Annotated in this window: 14 protein-coding genes; 6 read left to right on the top strand and 8 right to left on the bottom strand. The window is 59.3% G+C overall.

Annotated elements, in window-relative coordinates:
- Positions 1–5 precede the first annotated feature (5 nt).
- The 7 genes from BLU78_RS01210 to BLU78_RS01180 all read right to left on the bottom strand — a co-directional run bounded on the left by BLU78_RS01210 (position 6) and on the right by BLU78_RS01180 (position 7,862).
- The gene (locus tag BLU78_RS01210; protein WP_010259423.1) at positions 6–848 is read right to left on the bottom strand and encodes an aldo/keto reductase; all 843 of its coding nucleotides are present in this window, start codon (positions 846–848) and stop codon (positions 6–8) included.
- A 13-nt stretch (positions 849–861) separates the two neighbouring features.
- Positions 862–2,007 (bottom strand): cupin domain-containing carboxymuconolactone decarboxylase family protein, encoded by a 1,146-nt coding sequence (locus tag BLU78_RS01205; protein ID WP_010259421.1) that lies wholly within the window; start codon positions 2,005–2,007, stop codon positions 862–864.
- 87 nt (positions 2,008–2,094) lie between these two features.
- Positions 2,095–3,852 (bottom strand): 1-deoxy-D-xylulose-5-phosphate synthase, encoded by a 1,758-nt coding sequence (locus BLU78_RS01200; protein ID WP_010259418.1) that lies wholly within the window; start codon positions 3,850–3,852, stop codon positions 2,095–2,097.
- Between the two features lie 234 nt (positions 3,853–4,086).
- On the bottom strand, positions 4,087–4,833 hold the full coding sequence (gpmA, locus tag BLU78_RS01195) for a 2,3-diphosphoglycerate-dependent phosphoglycerate mutase (protein WP_010259415.1): 747 nt from the start codon (positions 4,831–4,833) through the stop codon (positions 4,087–4,089).
- 2 nt (positions 4,834–4,835) lie between these two features.
- Positions 4,836–5,855: a 2-hydroxyacid dehydrogenase gene (locus tag BLU78_RS01190; protein ID WP_010259412.1), complete on the bottom strand. Its 1,020-nt coding sequence runs from the start codon at positions 5,853–5,855 to the stop codon at positions 4,836–4,838.
- A 13-nt stretch (positions 5,856–5,868) separates the two neighbouring features.
- Positions 5,869–6,921, bottom strand: a complete 1,053-nt coding sequence (locus tag BLU78_RS01185; RefSeq protein ID WP_010259410.1) for a class I fructose-bisphosphate aldolase — start codon at positions 6,919–6,921, stop codon at positions 5,869–5,871.
- A gap of 92 nt (positions 6,922–7,013) precedes the next feature.
- Entirely contained in the window at positions 7,014–7,862 is an 849-nt protein-coding gene (locus tag BLU78_RS01180) for an AraC family transcriptional regulator (protein ID WP_010259407.1), read from the bottom strand.
- A 169-nt stretch (positions 7,863–8,031) separates the two neighbouring features.
- Between BLU78_RS01180 and BLU78_RS01175 the strand changes: the two genes are divergently transcribed.
- From BLU78_RS01175 to BLU78_RS01160, 4 genes are read left to right on the top strand one after another with little or no spacing between them, the layout of a single operon-like run.
- A complete protein-coding gene (locus BLU78_RS01175) occupies positions 8,032–9,204 on the top strand; it encodes an efflux RND transporter periplasmic adaptor subunit (RefSeq protein ID WP_026020577.1) in 1,173 nt (390 codons plus the stop codon).
- A gap of 3 nt (positions 9,205–9,207) precedes the next feature.
- Positions 9,208–12,390, top strand: coding sequence for an efflux RND transporter permease subunit (locus BLU78_RS01170; protein ID WP_010259403.1), 3,183 nt, complete (start codon positions 9,208–9,210; stop codon positions 12,388–12,390).
- A gap of 3 nt (positions 12,391–12,393) precedes the next feature.
- Positions 12,394–13,758 carry a TolC family protein gene (locus tag BLU78_RS01165; protein WP_010259400.1) on the top strand — a complete coding sequence of 455 codons (1,365 nt, stop codon included), beginning with the start codon at positions 12,394–12,396 and terminating at the stop codon, positions 13,756–13,758.
- Positions 13,758–14,336 (top strand): TetR/AcrR family transcriptional regulator, encoded by a 579-nt coding sequence (locus BLU78_RS01160; RefSeq protein ID WP_010259398.1) that lies wholly within the window; start codon positions 13,758–13,760, stop codon positions 14,334–14,336. Before BLU78_RS01165 ends, BLU78_RS01160 begins: the two co-directional genes overlap by 1 nt.
- Before the next feature lie 124 nt (positions 14,337–14,460).
- On the opposite strand, the gene BLU78_RS01155 is transcribed toward BLU78_RS01160, so the two are convergent.
- On the bottom strand, positions 14,461–16,842 hold the full coding sequence (locus BLU78_RS01155) for an LruC domain-containing protein (RefSeq protein ID WP_010259395.1): 2,382 nt from the start codon (positions 16,840–16,842) through the stop codon (positions 14,461–14,463).
- Between the two features lie 394 nt (positions 16,843–17,236).
- Between BLU78_RS01155 and BLU78_RS01150 the strand changes: the two genes are divergently transcribed.
- Positions 17,237–18,523, top strand: a complete 1,287-nt coding sequence (locus BLU78_RS01150) for an O-acetylhomoserine aminocarboxypropyltransferase/cysteine synthase family protein (protein ID WP_010259393.1) — start codon at positions 17,237–17,239, stop codon at positions 18,521–18,523.
- A complete protein-coding gene (locus tag BLU78_RS01145) occupies positions 18,523–19,536 on the top strand; it encodes a homoserine O-acetyltransferase family protein (protein WP_010259391.1) in 1,014 nt (337 codons plus the stop codon). The genes BLU78_RS01150 and BLU78_RS01145 overlap by 1 nt, the downstream gene beginning before the upstream one ends.

Here is a 19,536-nt window from a genome sequence, read left to right as displayed (position 1 = left end):
AATTTCTAATGCAGATTACTCAGCCATTCAACGATTTCGGGATCGCGGTGATCCAGGAAACTGCTCTCGGGACGGTCCAGCGTGGCAATCGCCGCCATGTCGCCGTCGCTCAGTTCGAAGCCGAAAACGTCGAAATTCTCGGCGATACGCTCCTTGTGCACCGACTTGGGGATGCAGACCACATCGCGCTGGATCAGCCAGCGCAGGACGACCTGCGCCACCGTCTTGCCGTATTTGGCCGCTATTTTCAGCAACAATTCATTCGAGAACAATCCGTTCTTGCCCTCGGCGAACGGGGCCCACGACTCGATCTGCACGCCTTTCGCACGCATGAACTCCGCAGCGGCGGTCTGCTGGTGGAAAGGATGCGTCTCGACCTGGTTGACCGCCGGCGTCACCTCGTTGTGCAGGATCAGGTCCGCAAGCCGGTCGGGATAGAAATTCGACACCCCGATAGCACGGATACGTCCCTCCTTGTAGAGCTCCTCCATCGCACGCCATGAACCGTAGACATCGCCGAACGGCTGGTGAATCAGGTAAAGGTCGAGATAGTTCAGGCCCAGCTTTAACAAAGACTCCTCAAACGCCTTTTTGGCAGGTTCATAGCCCGCATCGGTGATCCACAGTTTCGTGGTGATGAACAACTCCTCGCGGGGGATGCCGCTGCGGCGGACAGCCCGCCCCACAGCCTCCTCGTTTTCATAGGCCGCCGCGGTGTCGATCGAGCGGTAGCCCGCCATCAGAGCGTCGTAAACCGCCTGCTCGCAGACCTCGGGGTCCGAAATCTGATAGACGCCGAAGCCGAGGAGCGGCATTTCGACACCGTTATTCAATTTTACGTATTTCATAATTTTTCGTTTTTCAGTTTTCAGGTAATACTTCATTCAGGCATCCGATGGCGTTCAGCGTCCGCGGATAGCCTATCCAGGGCAACAGTTGCGTCACGACAGCCAGCAGGACAGCTTTGTCATTGCCGACATTCACGTTGCCCGCGATATGCCCCTTCACCTGCGGCTCGCAGCCGCCGAGCGACACGAGCAGCGAAAAGGTCACCAATTCGCGCATCTTCACATCCAACCCCTTACGGGTCAGGAAATCCCCGAAGCAGTTGTCCGAGAGGCATTGCTGGATATGCTTCTGGTTTTCGGGAGCCGACGCACGCATCGCGTCGATATGTTCCGCGCCGAAGATCGACCGCTGTACGGCCAGTCCCTTGTCGAACCGGTCCGCAGGCGTCGTTGTCGACTGCCCTTCGAGCGGCAGCGTCGTACCACGGGCCTCCAATACCTCGTTGGCTATCCCGACAAAATCGGCGGCTTTCGCCATACCGATATAAGGAACAGCCTGATAAACAACCTCTTTCACCTCAACGGGTGTGACGCCCGCCCCGAGTGCCGCATCGAGTGTCGCCCGAAATGCGGCGTGGCCCTGAGAAGCGACGTTCGATGCCAGCACGCATATCAGCCGTGTCCGGGCATCGAGTCCGCCGTGGCCGGACACTTCGCCGAGTGCAAAGATATCAAAAATTTCAAATAATTCGGGGTCTTTCGCCTTATCCACCGGAATTCCTTCCCAAAAGGCCTGCCGGGAAGCCGTCGCAGCGCTATACTGCGCATCGTCAACGGGTTCCAGCCACGTGTTGACGTTGATTGCGGGGTTGCACTCGACGGCCAAGTGCGAAAACCAATTGTCGGGGGCCGCCCCGTGCCAGTGCACCACATCGGGAGCGATCTCCACCACATCGCCCGGCAGCAGTTCCCGGGCCGGCTGCCCTTTTTCCTGATAGTAGCCCCGGCCGCCGACGGCGATCAGGAGTTGGCCGCCCGTGTGGCTGTGCCAGTTGTTGCGACACCCGGGCGAAAAAGTGATGTTCGACACGGGCACGTTCAGCACCCTGTTCGTCGTCAGCGGGGCCCGCCAGGCCTGCCCGATAAAGTATTTCGAGAACTGCTCCGGGAGCGGTTCGCCCAGCGGAAACATCTGCTGAAAAGTCTTTTCGTTTTCCATACGCCTCTCTTGCGCCGGCAGCGTGTCCGCCGCCAGGACAGACACGACTCCGAACACAGTTAAAATCCATAATTTCCGTTTCATAATTCAATCGATAACAGCCACGATATCTTCCACGATCTGACCGGCGGTGAGCCGGTTTTCGCGCAGGAACTCCCCGGGATCGAACCGGTCGGCAAACTCCTTCCGGGCCCCGCAGTTGAGCACTTTCATCTCCGATGTGCCGTAGAAGCGTGCGATCTTCTCGCCGAACCCGCCGTCGAGTACGCCGTCCTCCAGCGTCACCACCAGCCGGTGCCCGGCTTTCAAATCGGTCAGCAACGCCCCGTCGACACCCGTAATATAGCGCGGATTGACCAGCGTGGCCTCGATCCCCGTCCGCTCTTTCAGCAGTTTCACAACCTCCTCGCCGAGCCCGAAAAAGGCCCCCAGCGCCACAACGGCCACTTCGCGTCCCCGGCGGACGACCTCGTAGCGGTTCAGCTCGCCGTAATCCGGCGCGACGAATCCCTCGCGCGAGGCGACCTCCACGGCCGGAACGCGGATGGCTACGGGATGCTCCGTCTGGCGCATGCTCCAATCCAGCATGGCGAAATACTCCTCCCGGCAGGTCGGAGCCAGATAGACCAGATTCGGAATGTTCCCGAGCAGCGGAATGTCGAAGAAACAGAGGTGCGTGGCGTCATTCATGGCCGTCAGCGAACCCCAGAAGACCAGCAGTACGGCCGGATTGCCGTTGATGCAAAGGTCCTGCGAAAGCTGGTCGTAAGCCCGCTGGATAAAAGTGCTGTAAACGCCGTAGACAGGCTTGCCGCCGCCTTTGGCGATTCCGGAGGCCAAAGCCACGGCATGCTCCTCGGCGATGCCGACGTCCACGAACTGACTTCCGGCCTCCCGGCGGCGCTCCGGCGTGAAGCCCATCACGGCCGGAGTTCCCGATGTAATGGCCACCACGCGCGGGTCCTCCTTCATCCGTTCGAGCAGGTAGCGCGCCGTCAACGCGTCATATCCTTCTGTCCCGGCCGGAGCCGCCGGTTCGCCCGTCGTCAGGTCGAACGGCAACCGCCAATGATAGGTCTCCTTGTCCTGCTCGGCGCGGGCGTATCCCTTGCCTTTCAGCGTATTGATATGCACGACGACGGGATGTGCCACATCCTTCACGGCGGAGAATACCCCGATCAGGGCCTCCACGTCATTGCCGTCGGCGACATAGCGGTAGTCGAAGCCCATCGCCCGGAAGAAGTTGCAGGCGCAGTTTCCGCGGCTCTCGCGCAACTCCTGCAAATTGCGGTAAAGCCCGCCGTGATTCTCGGCAATGGACATCTGGTTGTCGTTCACAACGACGATGAAGTTCGTACCCAGCTCAGCGGCATAGTCCAGCCCCTCGAACGCTTCGCCGCCGCTCAGCGATCCGTCGCCGATAATGGCCACGACATTCCCCTCACCGCCCTGCAGGTCACGGGCCTTGGCCAGTCCGCTCGCCAGACTGACCGAAGTGGAGGTATGCCCGATGACGAAGTGATCGTGTGCGCTCTCCGTCGGCTCGGAATAGCCCGAAACGGCGTCGTATTCCGCAGGATCGATAAACGCCCGGCGACGCCCGGTCAGCATCTTGTGCACGTAACTCTGGTGCGAGACGTCGAAAACGAGCTTGTCTTTCGGCGAATCGAAAACATAGTGCAGGGCCACGGTCGCCTCGACCATGCCCAGATTGGGCCCAAAATGCCCGCCGTGCGCGCTGACCTTATGCAGCAGCGCCTCACGAATCTCATCGCTCAGTTCGGTAAGTTCCCCGACGGAAAGCCGTTTCACGTCTGCCGGGGAGTCGATTTTCTCCAAATACATATTTCTTTGTTTTATCAGGTTCGTACTGTCCGTCTGCCGGCGGATTTCACGATGCAAAATTAGGACGGTTCGTGCAATGAATCCGTACCCGAATTACGGTTCGGCATACCAATTTTACACATTCGGGCCGGCCTCACGCCTGACACGTGAAGCCGGCCCGTAAACCAATCGGCCGGAAGCAGGGGAATGGGACCGGGAGTGAACCCGTCCGCAATTGCCTGTATAACGGAACTCTTAGCCCCGCTTGCCCTGGTTGGCAACGGCCTCCATCAGGGAGGCGATCTCGGCGGGATCGCCCAGGAAATAGTCCTTCACATAGCCCAGCCCCTCGTCGAATTCGAAGACATAAGGCACGGCTGTCGGAAGGTTGAACTCCGAAATGGCCTCGTCGGAAATGCCTTTCAGGCTTTTGATGATGCCGCGCAGGCTGTTGCCGTGAGCCACGACCAACACCTGATCGTAACGGGCCAGTGCCGGCAGTATCTCGCACACCCAGTAGGGCATCGTGCGGGCCACTGTATCGCGGAGCGACTCGGTGCGGGGCAGCTCGGCATCGGGAATCCCGGCGTAACGGGGATCGAGGCGCGGATTGCGCGGATCGTCCTCGGCCAGGGGCGCAGGGGCCACATCGTAACTGCGGCGCCAGACATGCACCTGCTCGTCACCGTATTTCTCGGCCGTCTCGCGCTTGTTCAACCCCTGGAGCATACCGTAGTGCTTCTCGTTGAGCCGCCACGTCTTCGTCACCGGAATCCAGTCCTGATCCATCTTGTCGAGTACGACGTCGAGGGTCTTCACGGCCCGTTTCAGATAAGAGGTATAGGCGCATCCGAAGCGGAAGCCCTCTTTACGCAGCGTCTCTCCGGCTTTCACGGCCTCGGCGACGCCCTTCTCGCTCAAATCCACATCGGTCCACCCCGTGAACCGGTTCTCCCTGTTCCATACGCTCTCGCCGTGGCGGAGCAAAACGATCTTTTTCATGGCTATTCTGCAACTGCGTTTTCAGGTTCGGCGCGCACCTCATTGACCAACTTGCGGTGATCCGCAAAATCGCTGATATTTTGCATCGTCGTGTGCGCTATATTATCCAATGCTTCACGTGTGAAAAATCCCTGATGCGAGGTGACGATCACGTTGTTGAACGACAACAGGCGCGCCAGCACGTCGTCGTCCATGATGCGGTCCGAAGTGTCCTCGTAGAAATAGGCGGCCTCCTCCTCGTAGACATCCAGCCCCGCGGCCCCGATCTTCTTCTCTTTGAGACCGTCGATCAGCGCCTCGGTGTGAATCAGCTGGCCGCGGCCCGTGTTAATGAGAATCACCCCCGGCTTCATGTGCGAAATGGCCACGTCGCCGATCATATAGCGCGTCTGGTCGGTCAGGGGACAATGCAGCGAAATGATGTCCGAACGGCTGTAAAGTTCATCGAGCGACACATAGGCGATGCCCGCTTCGGCAGCGTACTCTTGGTCGGGATAGAGGTCGTTGGCCAGAACCTCCATGCCGAAGCCTTTGAGGATGCGGATCAGTTCTCGGGCGATCTTGCCCGTGCCGACGATGCCGGCGGTCTTGCCGTACATGTCGAATCCCAGCAGACCGTGGAGCGAGAAATTGCCGTCGCGCGTGCGCCAGTAAGCGCGGTGGACCTTGCGGTTGAGCGACAGCATCAGCGCCACGGCATGTTCGGCCACGGCATGCGGCGAGTAGGCCGGAACCCGGACCACCGGAATCCCATAACGGGCGGCAGCCTTCAGGTCGACGTTGTTGAAGCCCGCACAGCGCAGCGCGATCAGCTTCACGTCCAGATCGGCCAGTTGGCGAATGGTCTCGGCATCGGCCGTATCGTTGACAAAGATGCAGACCGCGTCGGAACCCTTGGCAAGAGCCACATTATTGGCGTTCAGGTGGCTGCGGTGGTAGCATATATCGAATCCGTAAGCGTCGCGGATGCGCTCGAAAGACTCCTTGTCGTAAGGCTGTGTTCCGAAAAGCGTTATTTTCATGCGTTTAAAATTATTATGCGATCGTCACCTCGTCGTCGAGATAAACGTCCTGAATGGCATGCAGCAGTTCGACGCCCTCCTTCATCGGGCGCTGGAAAGCCTTGCGGCCGCTGATGAGGCCCATGCCGCCGGCGCGCTTGTTGATGACGGCCGTCGTGACGGCCTCCTTCAGATCGGACTCCCCGTGCGACTCGCCGCCCGAGTTGATAAGCCCCACACGCCCCATGTACCCGTTGGCCACCTGATAGCGGCAGAGGTCGATAGGGTGGTCGGAGGTCAACTCGGTGTAGACCTTGTCGCTGGTCTTGCCAAATCCGACGGCCCGGAAACCGCCGTTGTTCGCCGGAAGTTTCTGCTTCACGATGTCGGCTTTGATCGTCACGCCCAGATGATCGGCCTGCCCCGTGAGATCGGCCGAAGCGTGGTAATCGACGCCCTCCTTTTTGAAGCCCTCATTACGCAGGTAACACCACAGGATCGTCGCCATGCCCAGTTCGTGCGCCTCGTCGAAAGCGCGGGCGATCTCGACCAGCTGCCGGCGACTCTGCTCCGAGCCGAAATAGATCGTCGCCCCGACGGCGGCAGCGCCCATGTTCCAGGCGTCGCGCACCGACCCGAACAAAATCTGATCGTAAGTATTGGGGTAGGAGAGCAGTTCGTTGTGGTTGAGCTTAACGATGAACGGTATCTTGTGTGCGTATCTCCGCGCCACGGACCCGAGCACCCCGAAAGTCGAGGCCACGGCGTTGCAACCTCCCTCGACGGCCAGTTTCACGATGTTCTCCGGATCGAAATAGGCAGGATTCGGTGCGAACGAGGCTCCCGCGGAGTGTTCGATACCCTGATCCACGGGCAGGATCGAGACATAGCCCGTGCCGCCCAAACGGCCGTTCGAGAGAATCCACTGGAGGCTGCCCAGCGTACGGATATTGCGGTCGGAATCGGTCCAGATGCGGTCCACGGTGTCGGGCCCCGGCAGGTACAACGACTTCTTGTCGATGGTACGGCATACATGGGAGAGGTAATAGCCGGCCTGCTCCCCGAGAATTTGAACAGTCTTGCTCATAATAGGCGCGTTTTAAAGATTTATATTTTCCTTGCAAATCCGGTTCCAAATACAATACGTTCCGTACCGCCGCAAGTTTCATCCCCGGCGCACTATTTCCGCATGTTCCGGTACTCCGTCGGCGACTCCCCGGTGTGCTTCTTGAAAAAGCGCCCCAGATACGACTGGTCGGGGAACCGGAGCCGGTAGGCGATCTCCTGCACCGAAAGGTCCGTCGATTGGAGCATCATCTTGATCTCGAGCACCACCGAGCGGTCGATGAACTCCTTGGCCGAGCTGCGCGCTACGGTCCGCACGATGGTCGAGAGGTAGCGGGTCGAAATACAGAGTTTGTCGGCATAGAACGACACTTCGCGTTCCTGGGAACTGTGCGCCTGAACGAGCGTGACGAAACGGTGGAACAACTCGGTCTGCCGCGTGGTGGTCTCGGGTGTCCGCGGACGCCGCGCGGCAAAACGCTGCATCTTGTCGAAACTCTCCAACAGCAGGTTTTGCAGACGGTTTTTGATGATCGTATTGCGGAACACGTTGTTCCGGTCGCGGTAGGTGTAGGCGGCCATCTGGAACCAGATCGACGCCCCCTCGACGATACGGTGGGGCGGCGAGGTGATCGGACGCTCGCGCAGCGCATGGAAAAACGAGGGTTCGAGACGGAACGCCGCCTCGGCAAAAAGATCCCGTGAAAAGGCGCAGAAAGTCACCCGAAAATCCTCCGTCCGATCGGTGAGCATCAGGATCGAGCCGGGCAGCAGCAACACCAGCGTATTGCGGCACACATGCCCCTGATACTGGTTGACGGAGACTTCCGCCGCACCGCTGCGGCAGAACAGGATCGCCCCGCCGTCGATACGGCATGCATAGCCGCTGAAAAAGGCGAGATCGGACTCTCCGACGACGAACTGTTCTTCCGGGGTGGTGATTATCGGATTTACCTGAGTCATAATTATTTCTTTTTTCGAACAAAAATAATGAATTATTCGATAAATTGCTCACTTTTGTTCCGAAAAGTACCAACTTCGTTCGCAATAAAAGGCACATCGGTACCGTTTTTAGAATACTTTTGCACCTGAAAAAGTTTTTTAGTACATAAAGTTAAGGAAAAGTTTAGTTATGAAGCAAACATTTGTGAAGGCTGCCTTAGTGGCCTACTGCATGGCAGCCGTCGCCTGTGGGCAGGCGCCTACGGCAATGGGACCCGGCGAATACGCCGTGATGACCGTCGCCACTACCGACCGCGAGATTCCGAGCAACTATTCGGCGACCATCCGCGGACGTCAGGACATCGCAATCTATCCGCAGGTTTCGGGCACGATCTCGGAACTCTGTGTCAACGAGGGCCAGCAGGTATCGAAAGGCCAGACGCTCTTCATCATCGACCAGGTGCCCTACAAAGCAGCCCTGAAAACCGCCGAAGCCAACGTCGAATCCGCCAAGGCCGGCGTAGCCACCGCACAGCTCACTTATGACAGCAAGAAGGAGCTCTTCGCCAAGAACGTCGTTTCGCAGTACGACCTGTCGACGGCCAACAACACCCTGCTGACGGCCAAGGCACAGCTTGCGCAGGCCGATGCACAGCGCGTGAACGCCGCCAACAACCTCTCCTACACGGTCGTGAAGGCTCCGGCCAACGGCGTGGTCGGCACGCTGCCGTACCGTGTCGGCGCACTGGTGAGCGCTTCGATCCCGCAACCGCTGACCACCGTATCGGACAACTCGGAGATGTACGTTTACTTCTCGATGAACGAAAACCAGTTGTTGAACCTCACGCGCCGCTACGGCTCGATCGCCGAGACGCTCAAAAGCATGCCGGCCGTACAGCTGCAGCTCAGCGACGGCTCGATCTACGACCAGGCGGGCCGCGTGGAGTCGATCAGCGGAGTCATCGACCCCTCGACGGGCAGCGTGTCGCTGCGCGCGGCGTTCCCCAACCCGAACGGACTGCTGCACAGCGGCGGAACCGGCAACGTCATCCTGCCGAGCATCTACAAGGACTGCATCGCCGTTCCGCAGGCCGCAACGTTCGAACTTCAGGACAAAGTTTACGTATATAAAGTGATGGACGGCAAAGCCGTTTCGTCGATCATCGACGTCGAGAAAATCTCCAACGGCCGCGAGTACATCGTTCGCACGGGTCTCGTTCCGGGCGACGTGATCGTAGCCGAAGGCGTCGGCCTGCTGCGCGAGGGTACGCCCATCCGTATCAAAGGTCAGGCCGCAGCCGAAACTGCCGCTCCTGCAACCGATGAGGCTGCCGCCCAGTCCCAAACCGAAAAAGAGGAATAACCTATGACACTCAAACATTTTATCGAACGACCCGTATTGGCGTCGGTCATATCAATCGTAATCGTAATCGCCGGTCTGATCGGTCTTGCGACACTGCCCGTCGAGCAGTATCCGGACATTGCGCCTCCGACGGTTATGGTGCGCGCCTCGTATCCGGGCGCCAGCGCCGAGACGATCCAGAAGTCGGTCATCGTACCGCTCGAGCAGGCCATCAACGGCGTGGAGGACATGACTTACATGACTTCGAGCGCAGCCGTCGGCAGCGCCTCCGTAACGGTCTATTTCCGCCAGGGCATCAACGCCGACATGGCGGCCGTCAACGTGCAGAACAAAGTGTCGCGCGCCACCGGCCAGCTGCCCTCCGAGGTTACGCAGATCGGTATCATGACCATGAAGCGCCAGACCTCCATGGTGAAGATTTTCTCGCTCTACAGCCCCGACGACACCTACGACGAAACTTTCCTGTCGAACTACTCGAAGATCAACATCGAGCCGCGTATCCAGCGTATCCACGGCGTCGGCGAGGTATTCACCCTCGGAGCCGACTACTCGATGCGAGTCTGGCTGAAGCCCGACATCATGGCTCAGTACAAACTCATCCCATCGGACGTGACGGCTGCGCTGGCCGAACAGAACATCGAATCGGCAACCGGTACGCTGGGTGAAAACTCGCAGAACACATTCCAGTACACGATGAAATACCGCGGACGCCACCAGACGCCCGAAGAGTTCGGAGAGATTGTGATCCTGGCGAAGCCCGACGGCACGATCCTGCAACTGAAGGACATCGCCGACATCGAACTGGGCAGCGAATCCTACGCTTACAAAGGCTACACCAACGGCCACCCGGGCGTCAGCACGATGATCTTCCAGACCGCCGGTTCGAACGCCACGCAGGTCGTGAACGACGTCAACGCGCTGTTGGACGAAGTACAGTCCGAACTGCCGAAAGGCGTCGCCGTCGCACACCTCCAGAGTGTGAACGACTTCCTCTACGCTTCGATGAAAGAGGTGGTCAAAACCCTGTTCGAGGCCATTCTCCTCGTGATCCTGGTGGTATACGTCTTCCTGCAGGACATCCGTTCGACGCTCATCCCGACGGCCTCGATTCTCGTGTCGCTGGTCGGTACGTTCGGATTCCTCGCATTCGCCGGATTCTCGATCAACCTGCTGACCCTCTTCGCGCTGGTGCTTGCGATCGGAACGGTCGTCGACGACGCCATTATCGTGGTGGAGGCTGTCCAGGCACGTTTCGACGTGGGATATAAGTCCTCTTTCATGGCCACCGTCGATGCCATGTCTGGCATTACGTCGGCTATCGTGACCTCTACGCTGGTCTTCATGGCCGTGTTCATTCCCGTCGCCATGATGGGCGGAACATCGGGTGTGTTCTACACGCAGTTCGGTATCACGATGGCCGTGGCCGTGGGTATTTCGGCCGTCAACGCACTTACGCTGTCGCCGGCCCTCTGCGCCATAATCCTGAAGCCGTACCTCGACGAAAACGGCGAGATGCGCGACAACTTCGCGGCCCGCTTCCGCAAGGCCTTCAACACGTCGTTCAGCGCGCTGGTCAACAAATACAAGCACGGCGTACTGCTCTTCATCAAACACAAATGGCTGATGTGGTCGACGCTCGGACTCGCCATGGCGGCGCTGGTCCTGCTGATGAACACCACCAAGACGGGTCTGGTGCCCGACGAGGACCAGGGAACGATCATGGTCAACGTCACCACAGCCCCGGGTTCCTCGCTCGCAGAGACCCACAAGGTCATGGAGCAGGTTTCGCAGCGCATCGACGGCATTCCCCAGATTCGCGACTACATGCAGGTAGCCGGCTACGGTATGATCGCCGGACAGGGTTCGTCGTACGGTATGGCCATCATCAAACTCAAGGACTGGGACGAACGTCCGAAGAAGGAGGACGACGTGAACGCCGTTATCGGTCAGATTTACGGACGTACCGCCGACATCAAAGACGCACAGATTTTTGCCGTGGCGCCGCCGATGATCTCGGGTTACGGTACCTCGACCGGTTTCTCCATGAACCTGCAGGACAAGGCCGGCGGTGAGCTTACCGATTTCTACAACGTCTATCTGCAGTTCATCGGTGCGCTGAACCAGCGCCCGGAGATCGCCCGCGCATACTCGACCTTCAACATCAACTTCCCGCAGTACATGGTGGACATCGACGCTGCGAAGGCCAAGCGTGCCGGCGTATCGCCGACCTCGATCCTCTCGACGCTGGCGGGCTACTACGGCGGCCAGTATGTCTCGAACATCAACCGTTTCTCGAAGATGTACTACGTGACGATGCAGGCCGACCCGAAATACCGTCTCGACACCGAGTCGCTGAACAACGTCTTCGTGCGCTCGAACAGCGGCGAGATGGCTCCCCTGAGCCAGTTCGTGAACCTGACGCGCGTTTACAGCTCCGAGGTGTTGAACCGCTTCAACATGTACAGCTCGATCGCCGTGAACGGTACGGCCGCCGACGGCTATTCGTCGGGAGACGCCATCAAAGCCATCGAGGAGGTCGCCGCACAAGTCCTGCCCAAGGGCTACGGCTACGAGTTCGACGGCATCACGCGTGAGGAGGCGCAGACGGGCAGCAACACGGTTATCATCTTCGGTATCTGTATCCTGCTGATCTACCTCATTCTGAGCGCCCTTTACGAGAGTTTCCTCATTCCGTTCGCCGTCATTCTGTCGGTACCGTGCGGCCTGATGGGCTCGTTCCTGCTGGCCAAGATGATGGGTATGGAAAACAACATCTATCTCCAGACCGGTATCATCATGCTGATCGGCCTGCTGTCGAAGACGGCCATTCTGATCACCGAGTACGCCGCCGACCGCCGCGCCGCAGGCATGAGCCTCACGCAAGCCGCCGTGTCGGCCGCCAAAGCCCGTCTGCGTCCTATCCTGATGACCGTCCTCACCTGCGTGTTCGGTATGATCCCGCTGGTGCTCTCGCACGGCGTAGGCGCCAACGGTAACTCGACCCTCGGTGCAGGTGTCATCGGCGGTATGATCGTCGGAACGCTGGCGCTGCTGTTCCTCGTGCCGACGCTGTTCATCATCTTCCAAACGCTGCAGGAGAAGATAAAACCCCTGGAATTCGACCCCGATCCCCAGTGGGCCGTGCGCGCCGAACTCGAAGAGTGTAAAAATGAGAAAGAGGAGTAACACATGAAAAAGATCCTGATAATATGCGCGGCAGCGGCGCTGACCGGCTGCGGCATCTATAAACCCTATACCCGTCCCGAGGTGACCACCGCAGGGCTCTACGGCACGGCGGAGACCGCCGACTCAACGACCCTGGGCGACATCCGCTGGCAGGAGATGTTCACCGATCCCCAGTTGCAAGCGCTGATCGCACTGGCGCTGGAGAACAACACCGACCTGCAATCAGCAGGCTGGCGCGTGAAGGAGGCCGAGGCGACGCTGAAATCGGCGCGCCTGGCTTACCTGCCGTCGTTCAACTTCGCCCCGCAGGGCAGCCTGAGCAGCTTCGACGGTTCTGCGCCGTCGAAAAGCTTCTCGATTCCCGTGACGGCCAGCTGGCAGATCGACATCTTCAACGGCCTGACGAATGCCAAGCGCAAAGCCAAAGCGCTCTATCTCCAAAGCAAGGAGTATGAGCAGGCCGTAAAGACCCAGCTCATTTCGAGCGTGGCCAACCTCTACTACACGCTGCTGATGCTCGACAGCCAGTATGCGGTGACGGAGGAGACGGCCGCCAAATGGCGTCAGAGCGTCGAGACGATGCGCGCCATGAAGGAAGCCGGCATGACCAACGAAGCCGGCGTGGCCCAGTACGAAGGCAACACGTATGCAATCGAGGCATCGCTGCACGACATCGCATACCAGCGCACGCAGATCGAAAACTCGCTCTGCTCGCTGCTGGGCGAAGCCCCGCACGCGATCGGCCGCGGCAGTCTCGACAACCAACAGCTGCCCGACGACCTGACGGTCGGCGTGCCCCTGCAAATGCTTTCGAACCGGCCCGACATCCGTTCGGCCGAGTACACGCTCATGCAGTCGTACTACGCCACGGCAAGCGCCCGTTCGGCCCTCTATCCGTCGATCACGCTGAGCGGTACGCTGGGCTGGGGCAACAACGTCCCCATCACCGATGCAGGCAAACTGATCTGGAATGCCGCCGGATCGCTGCTTCAACCGATCTTCAACGCCAACGCCAACCGTGCCCGCGTGAAGATCGCCAAAGCACAGCAGGAGGAGTCGAAGCTCGCGTTCCAGCAGGCATTGCTCAACGCCGGTGCCGAGGTAAACAACGCCCTCGTGCAATGCCAGTCAGCCCGCGCCAAGACGGACCTCCGGGCCCGCCAGATCGCAGCCATGCAGCGCGCCGTGGAGTCGACGGAACTGCTGATGCAGCACGGCTCGACCACCTACCTCGAGGTGCTGACCGCACAACAATCGCTGCTTTCGGCACAGCTGTCGCAGATTTCCGATCGGTTCGACGAAATCCAGGGTGTCGTAAATCTTTACCAGGCTCTCGGCGGCGGCCGTGACATCACGGAGGAAAAATAATGAAAAGGGGAGCGACCAAGGAGGAGATCATCCGCGCCACGCGGGAACTCATCGCCCGGAACGGCATTCGTGCCGTCCGGGTCGATGAGATCGCGCAAACGCTGGGAATCTCGAAACGCACCCTCTACGAAATGTTCGCCGACAAGAACGACCTGGTAGGCGCCTGCCTCGACGAGATGAGCCACCAGCAGCGGGAACGCATCGTCGCCTGCAGCAAACGGCGCGGCGGCAATTCGCTGCAGAAGGCGCTCAAACTGACCAACGAGTATATGGACAACCTGTACATGGTGGACTCCCGGTTTCTGTCGGACCTCCGCCGCAAGGTCGTCTTTGCCGAACATTACGACGAACAACGGGAATTCTGGCACCGGGAGATCACACGCTGTCTCGAAGCCTGCCGCGACGAAGAGTTGCTGCTTCCGGAGATCGACGCTCCGGCGTTCGCGGAACGGCTGATGAACACGCTCAACGAACTGCGCCTGACGGGCACGGTCCGGGAGGAACTCTACCTCTTCTGCCGCACCATCCTCCGCGGCGCGGCGACCCGGAAGGGCATCGAACTGATCGACCGCAGATAGTCCGGAACAATTCCGATAAGAGACGATCCGCAGGGTTTCCTGCGGATCGTTCTTTTATGTGCACCGGGGAAGGGCACGAAAAAGCCGCGGTTTGTACCGCGGCTTTTATCACTCTGCCGAAAGATCAATAGATCTTGTCAGCATCGGTCTCTTCGAGATACCACTCGGTGTGCTGCGTGCCGTTCGACGACGCCCAGTCCATGAAGTACTTGTAGGCAACCCGAATATCCTTGGTCTCGGCAGGGTAGCTGAACTCCCCGGGGATCATCAACGCCCACATCATGTAGTTGTGCTTGGCCTGATCTCCCTCCGCAATGTAGAACTTGTAGGGGTCCGACGGCAGGAAGGAACCCTTGCCGATAACACCCGACTCTGTCGGCGCATAACCCGGCATGTGCACCTCGTTCGAACGCGACTTCACGGCGATGAAGAAGTTCATCTCCGAATCCTTCACGGCAGCGGCGTCCACCGGCTGCGAGAAGGTCACTTTCGTCGTATGCTTCACGGTCGGCGATGCGGTATGACCCTTCCAGGTGTTCGACGTACTCAGCAGCTCCTTCGTGTCGTTGAAGAACGGGATTACGGCATTCTTGCCCGACTCGGGATTCTGCGAGACGAACATACCGCTGCCGAAGCCCTTGTGCGAAGACTCGGCCGATGCAATGTTCGTACTCTGCACCCGATCCATCTGCACGCCGTAGGCGATGTCGTAGGTGGTTCCGGCAGCCCTCAGCTCCCAGTTGAACGTCAGTTCGGAAACCTTGCCGCCATCCTTCGAAAGCATGCGGTCGATACGGCTCACGACAACGATGTCATTCATATCGTAGTCGCCGAACCACGGCCAGTTGTCCTCGAAGCAGTAGGTGTAGACCTGTCCCTCGACGAGTTCGAACGGATCGGGTTCCGGTTCCGGATCGGGTGTAATCTGCCCCTTGCCGCCGTTGCAATCGCTCTCGGGAATGTTCGTCAGTTGTGAAAGCGACAGATAAGCCCCGTCGGTGAAGCACTTGGCCACGTAAAACTTGTTCTCGGCATGCGGGTCGACGACCTCCATCCGCCCGGTAAACGCCGTGTAAGCCTGGCTCCAGTACTGGTCGCCCTTGGAGTAGAACGACGACTGCTCGAAACGCAGCACCGGCGTCACGTCCGACTCTCCGGCCTTGGAGGTAAAGGTATTCTTACCGCCCTGAGCAGGACCGAAATCCTGTGCGATGAAGAGCGAACCTGCGGCGAACTCGGCCTTGACATTGTTGAAATCGGCCGTCTCGGTCACCAAAGCCGCGCCCGAAGCGATATAGATGCTTCCGCCCTCGACTTTCAGCGTATTTACATAGGTGTAGCAATTCACATACACCTCGCCGATCACGTACATCTCTTCGATGTCGGCGGCGCCTTTCTGGTAGAATTTCGTCGTCCGGTTGGCGAACTTCACATAATCGGCCGTCAGCTCACCGTTCTCGCAGTTTTCGAACGCCGCGGTCGAATTGAATTCCAACTCCCCGGCAGCGATCTTACCGTCGTTGAAAAGGCCTCCCGTATTGGAATACTTAAAAGTGGCGGCCGTAAGCACGGAGCCCGCACCGTTGTAGAATTTCAGGGCATTGTTCAGGTCCAGTTTCCCGGTAACCTCCACCGTCCCCAGGTTCACGGCCTCCCTGCCGGAGAAGCTCACCTCGGCAACCGTGAGTTTGCCGCCCGGGAAGACATACAGCGCCGGAAGGTCCTTGGCGACATTCTGCGCGGTCAGCTTGCCCGAAATAGACACTTCGCCGCCCGGCAGGATGGCCAGCGTCGCATAGCCGATATTGGGCGATGCGAGGTTGAGTTTACCCTTCACATACAGCACGGGCTGTTTGTTGGGATCGTAATTGCCGTTCAGGTTAATGTTGCCGTCGATCACGGCGCCCGCGGGAATGTAATACGCGGCAGCCGCATACTCCGACTCCTTGGCCCCGAGGTTGAAATTCTTCGACGGGGTGGTGGAGATCACGGCCTGCGGAGCGAACGAACCGGCATCGGGCTCGGTCATCGTCGGATAATCCGGCATCGAGCTCACGGACGACGCCTTTGCCGCAACGCGGGCTTTCGGCGACGCGGCGGCTGCCATCGCAGCTCCGGGCACGTTGACCGACGCTCCGGCAGCGACCATCTTCACGGCCTTGCGCCCGTCGGGCAGGGTAGTCTGCACATACAGATTCCGGGCGCCGGCAGGTATCGAAACCGCCGTGCTGAAAGGAGCCGCAGCAGTGGCGACGCCCCTGGCTACGACATTCTCCTCCGATAAAATCGGCGAAGCATATACCCTGATTACGGAGTAGGCAGGAGTCCCGCCTTCCGCAACCGGAGCCGCAACCGTCACTGATACGTCCTGAATTGTTTTCCAATCGAAATCCGCCGGAATGGTTCCGGGAGGTTCGGTCGGCGATTTTCCTCCGCCGTCAGCATCTTTCTGACAGGAAGATACAGCCAGGGCCACAGCCGCCAGCAGCAAATAGATCTTTCTCATAGTCACTTATTTATATCCCTATTACACCCCTATATATCCCATAAGGGGCACTTTCTTCAATGCAAATATACGCAATTATTTGAGAACTACAAAATTCCGCTCATTTTACACCACAAAAAAGTCCACAATCGTCAAAAAGACAAAATTCCGGCCGAAAAATGCCCGTTTCGAAAATTTTTTATATATTTGCACCGTAAGAGTTATACAAGCGAAATGAATGCACTGAAAACATACGTCCAGCGGGACCGCGAAATATATCGCGGTATGATGATGGATACCATGATGTGCAACCGTTCTCGCCGGGTGTAGCTCGATCATGCACTGAACTGACACAATCCGGCTTCTCTGAGGTCGGATTTTTTTATGAACGGATTTCAAACAAACAGCATACTGTATGGAAACGAAAAATTACCGATTCGAAACCCTCCAGATTCACGCGGGACTGCAGCCCGACGAAGCGACCGGCGCCCGGGGCGTGGCGATCTATCCCACAGCGGCCTACCGGTTCAAAAGCTGCGACCAGGCAGCCAAACTCTTCGAACTGAGCGAGGCGGGCAACATCTACACCCGGCTGCAAAACCCCACTACCACAGCTTACGAACAGCGCATAGCCGCACTGTATGGCGCGGTGGGAGCGCTGGCCGTATCGTCGGGCATGTCGGCTATCCTGGTCACCGTGCTCTCGCTGGCCGCCGAAGGTGACAACATCGTCGCCTCGCCGTTCCTTTACGGAGGCACCTACAACCAGTTCCGCATCACGCTGCGCAAACTCGGCATCGACTGCCGCATAGCTTCCGGCGAACGTCCCGAGGATTTCGAAGCGCTGATCGACGACCGCACCAAGGCGCTCTACGCCGAAAGCATGGGCAACCCGACCTGCGCCGTGCCCGACCTGGAAGGGCTGGGCAATCTGGCCCGGCGGCGCGATGTGCCGCTGGTCATCGACAACACGTTCGGCGCCGCCGGCTATCTCTGCAATCCGTTCGAGTGGGGTGCGAACATCGTCGTGGACTCCGCGACCAAGTGGATCAACGGTCACGGCACGGGGCTGGGCGGCATCATCGTCGACGGCGGCAACTACAACTGGGCGAACGGCAAGTTCCCGCAGATCGACGGCCCCTCGGAGGGGTATCACGGGCTGAACTTCCACGAGGCGTTCGGCCCGGCGGCGTTCATCGTCAAATGCCGCGTGGACGGGCTGCGCGACATGGGCTGCGCCCCTTCGCCGTTCGACTCCTACCTGATGATGATCGGCCTCGAAACCCTCTCGCTGCGCGTGAGGCACGAGGTGGAATCGGCGCGGAAACTGGCCGAATACTGCCGCTGCCACCCCAAGGTAGAGCGCGTGAGCTTCGTGGGATTCGACACCCATCCGAGCCACGAGAACGCCCGCAAATACTACCGATTCGGTTCTTCGGCGGTCTTCAACGTTGAACTGAAAGGCACGCTGGAAAGCACCGTGCGCTTCGTCGAATCGCTCCGGCTGGCGGCCAATATGGTTATGATCGGCGACTCGATCACCGTCGTGACCCACCCGGCATCGACGACCCACCGGCAACTCAGCGACGCCGACCTCGCGGCGGCAGGCGTGACGCCCACGCTGCTGCGCATCTCGCTCGGACTGGAGAATGCCGACGACATCATCGAGGATTTCGAACAGGCTTTTTCCCAAATAGGCTGATGGAACCGCAGATATACATAGCCCCCGGACCTTTTGAACTGGAAACGGGCCACACGCTGCCGGAACTGCGGATCGCCTACCACACTTACGGCACGTTGAACGCCGCGAAAGACAACGTGGTGTGGGTCTGCCACGCGCTGACGGCCAATTCGGACGTCGCCGACTGGTGGCCCCATACGGTCGAGACAGGGCGTTTCCTCGATCCCGCGCGGCACTTCGTCGTCTGCGCCAACATCATCGGTTCGCACTACGGCTCGACGGGCCCGCTGCACGTCAATCCCACGACGGGAAAGCCCTGGTACAAAGACTTTCCGCCCTTCACCATCCGCGACATCGTCCGGGCGCACAGGCTGCTGGCCGACGCCCTCGGCATCGGACATATCGCAACGCTGGTGGGCAGTTCGGTCGGGGGATTCCAGGCCGTGGAATGGGCCGTCTCGGAGCCCGAACGGATCGAACGGCTGGTGTTGATCGCCACCGACGCCAAGGCGTCGCCCTGGGCCATCGCCATCGACGAAACGCAGCGCATGGCCATCGAGGCCGACACGACCTTCGGGGAGGCGCGCGACGACGCCGGAATGAAGGGGCTTGCGGCGGCCCGGGCCATCGGCCTGCTGAGCTACCGCGGTCCCGAAGGCTACAACCTCACCCAGCAGGACCGCGGGGAGACTCCCGCGGTGCACCGGGCCTGCACCTACCAGCAGTATCAGGGCGAAAAGCTCTGCCGCCGTTACAATGCCTATTCCTACTACACGATTCTCAACGCATTCGACACCCACGATGCAGGACGCGGACGCGGCGGGCTGGAGCAAGCCCTGGCGGGTATCAAAGCCCGCACGCTGGTCGTCGGCATCACCACCGACATCATCTTCACCCCGGCCGAGATGCGGCGCCTGCACACGATGATCCCCGGCAGCGTCTACCACGAGATCGACTCGCCGTTCGGCCACGACGGATTCCTCGTGGAGTACGAACAGCTGAACGACATCCTGCTCCCGTTCATGAAAAACTAA

Origin of the sequence: Alistipes timonensis JC136 (assembly GCF_900107675.1) — a bacterium.
GTDB lineage: Bacteria > Bacteroidota > Bacteroidia > Bacteroidales > Rikenellaceae > Alistipes > Alistipes timonensis.
This window is presented reverse-complemented; position numbering and strand designations above follow the sequence as displayed.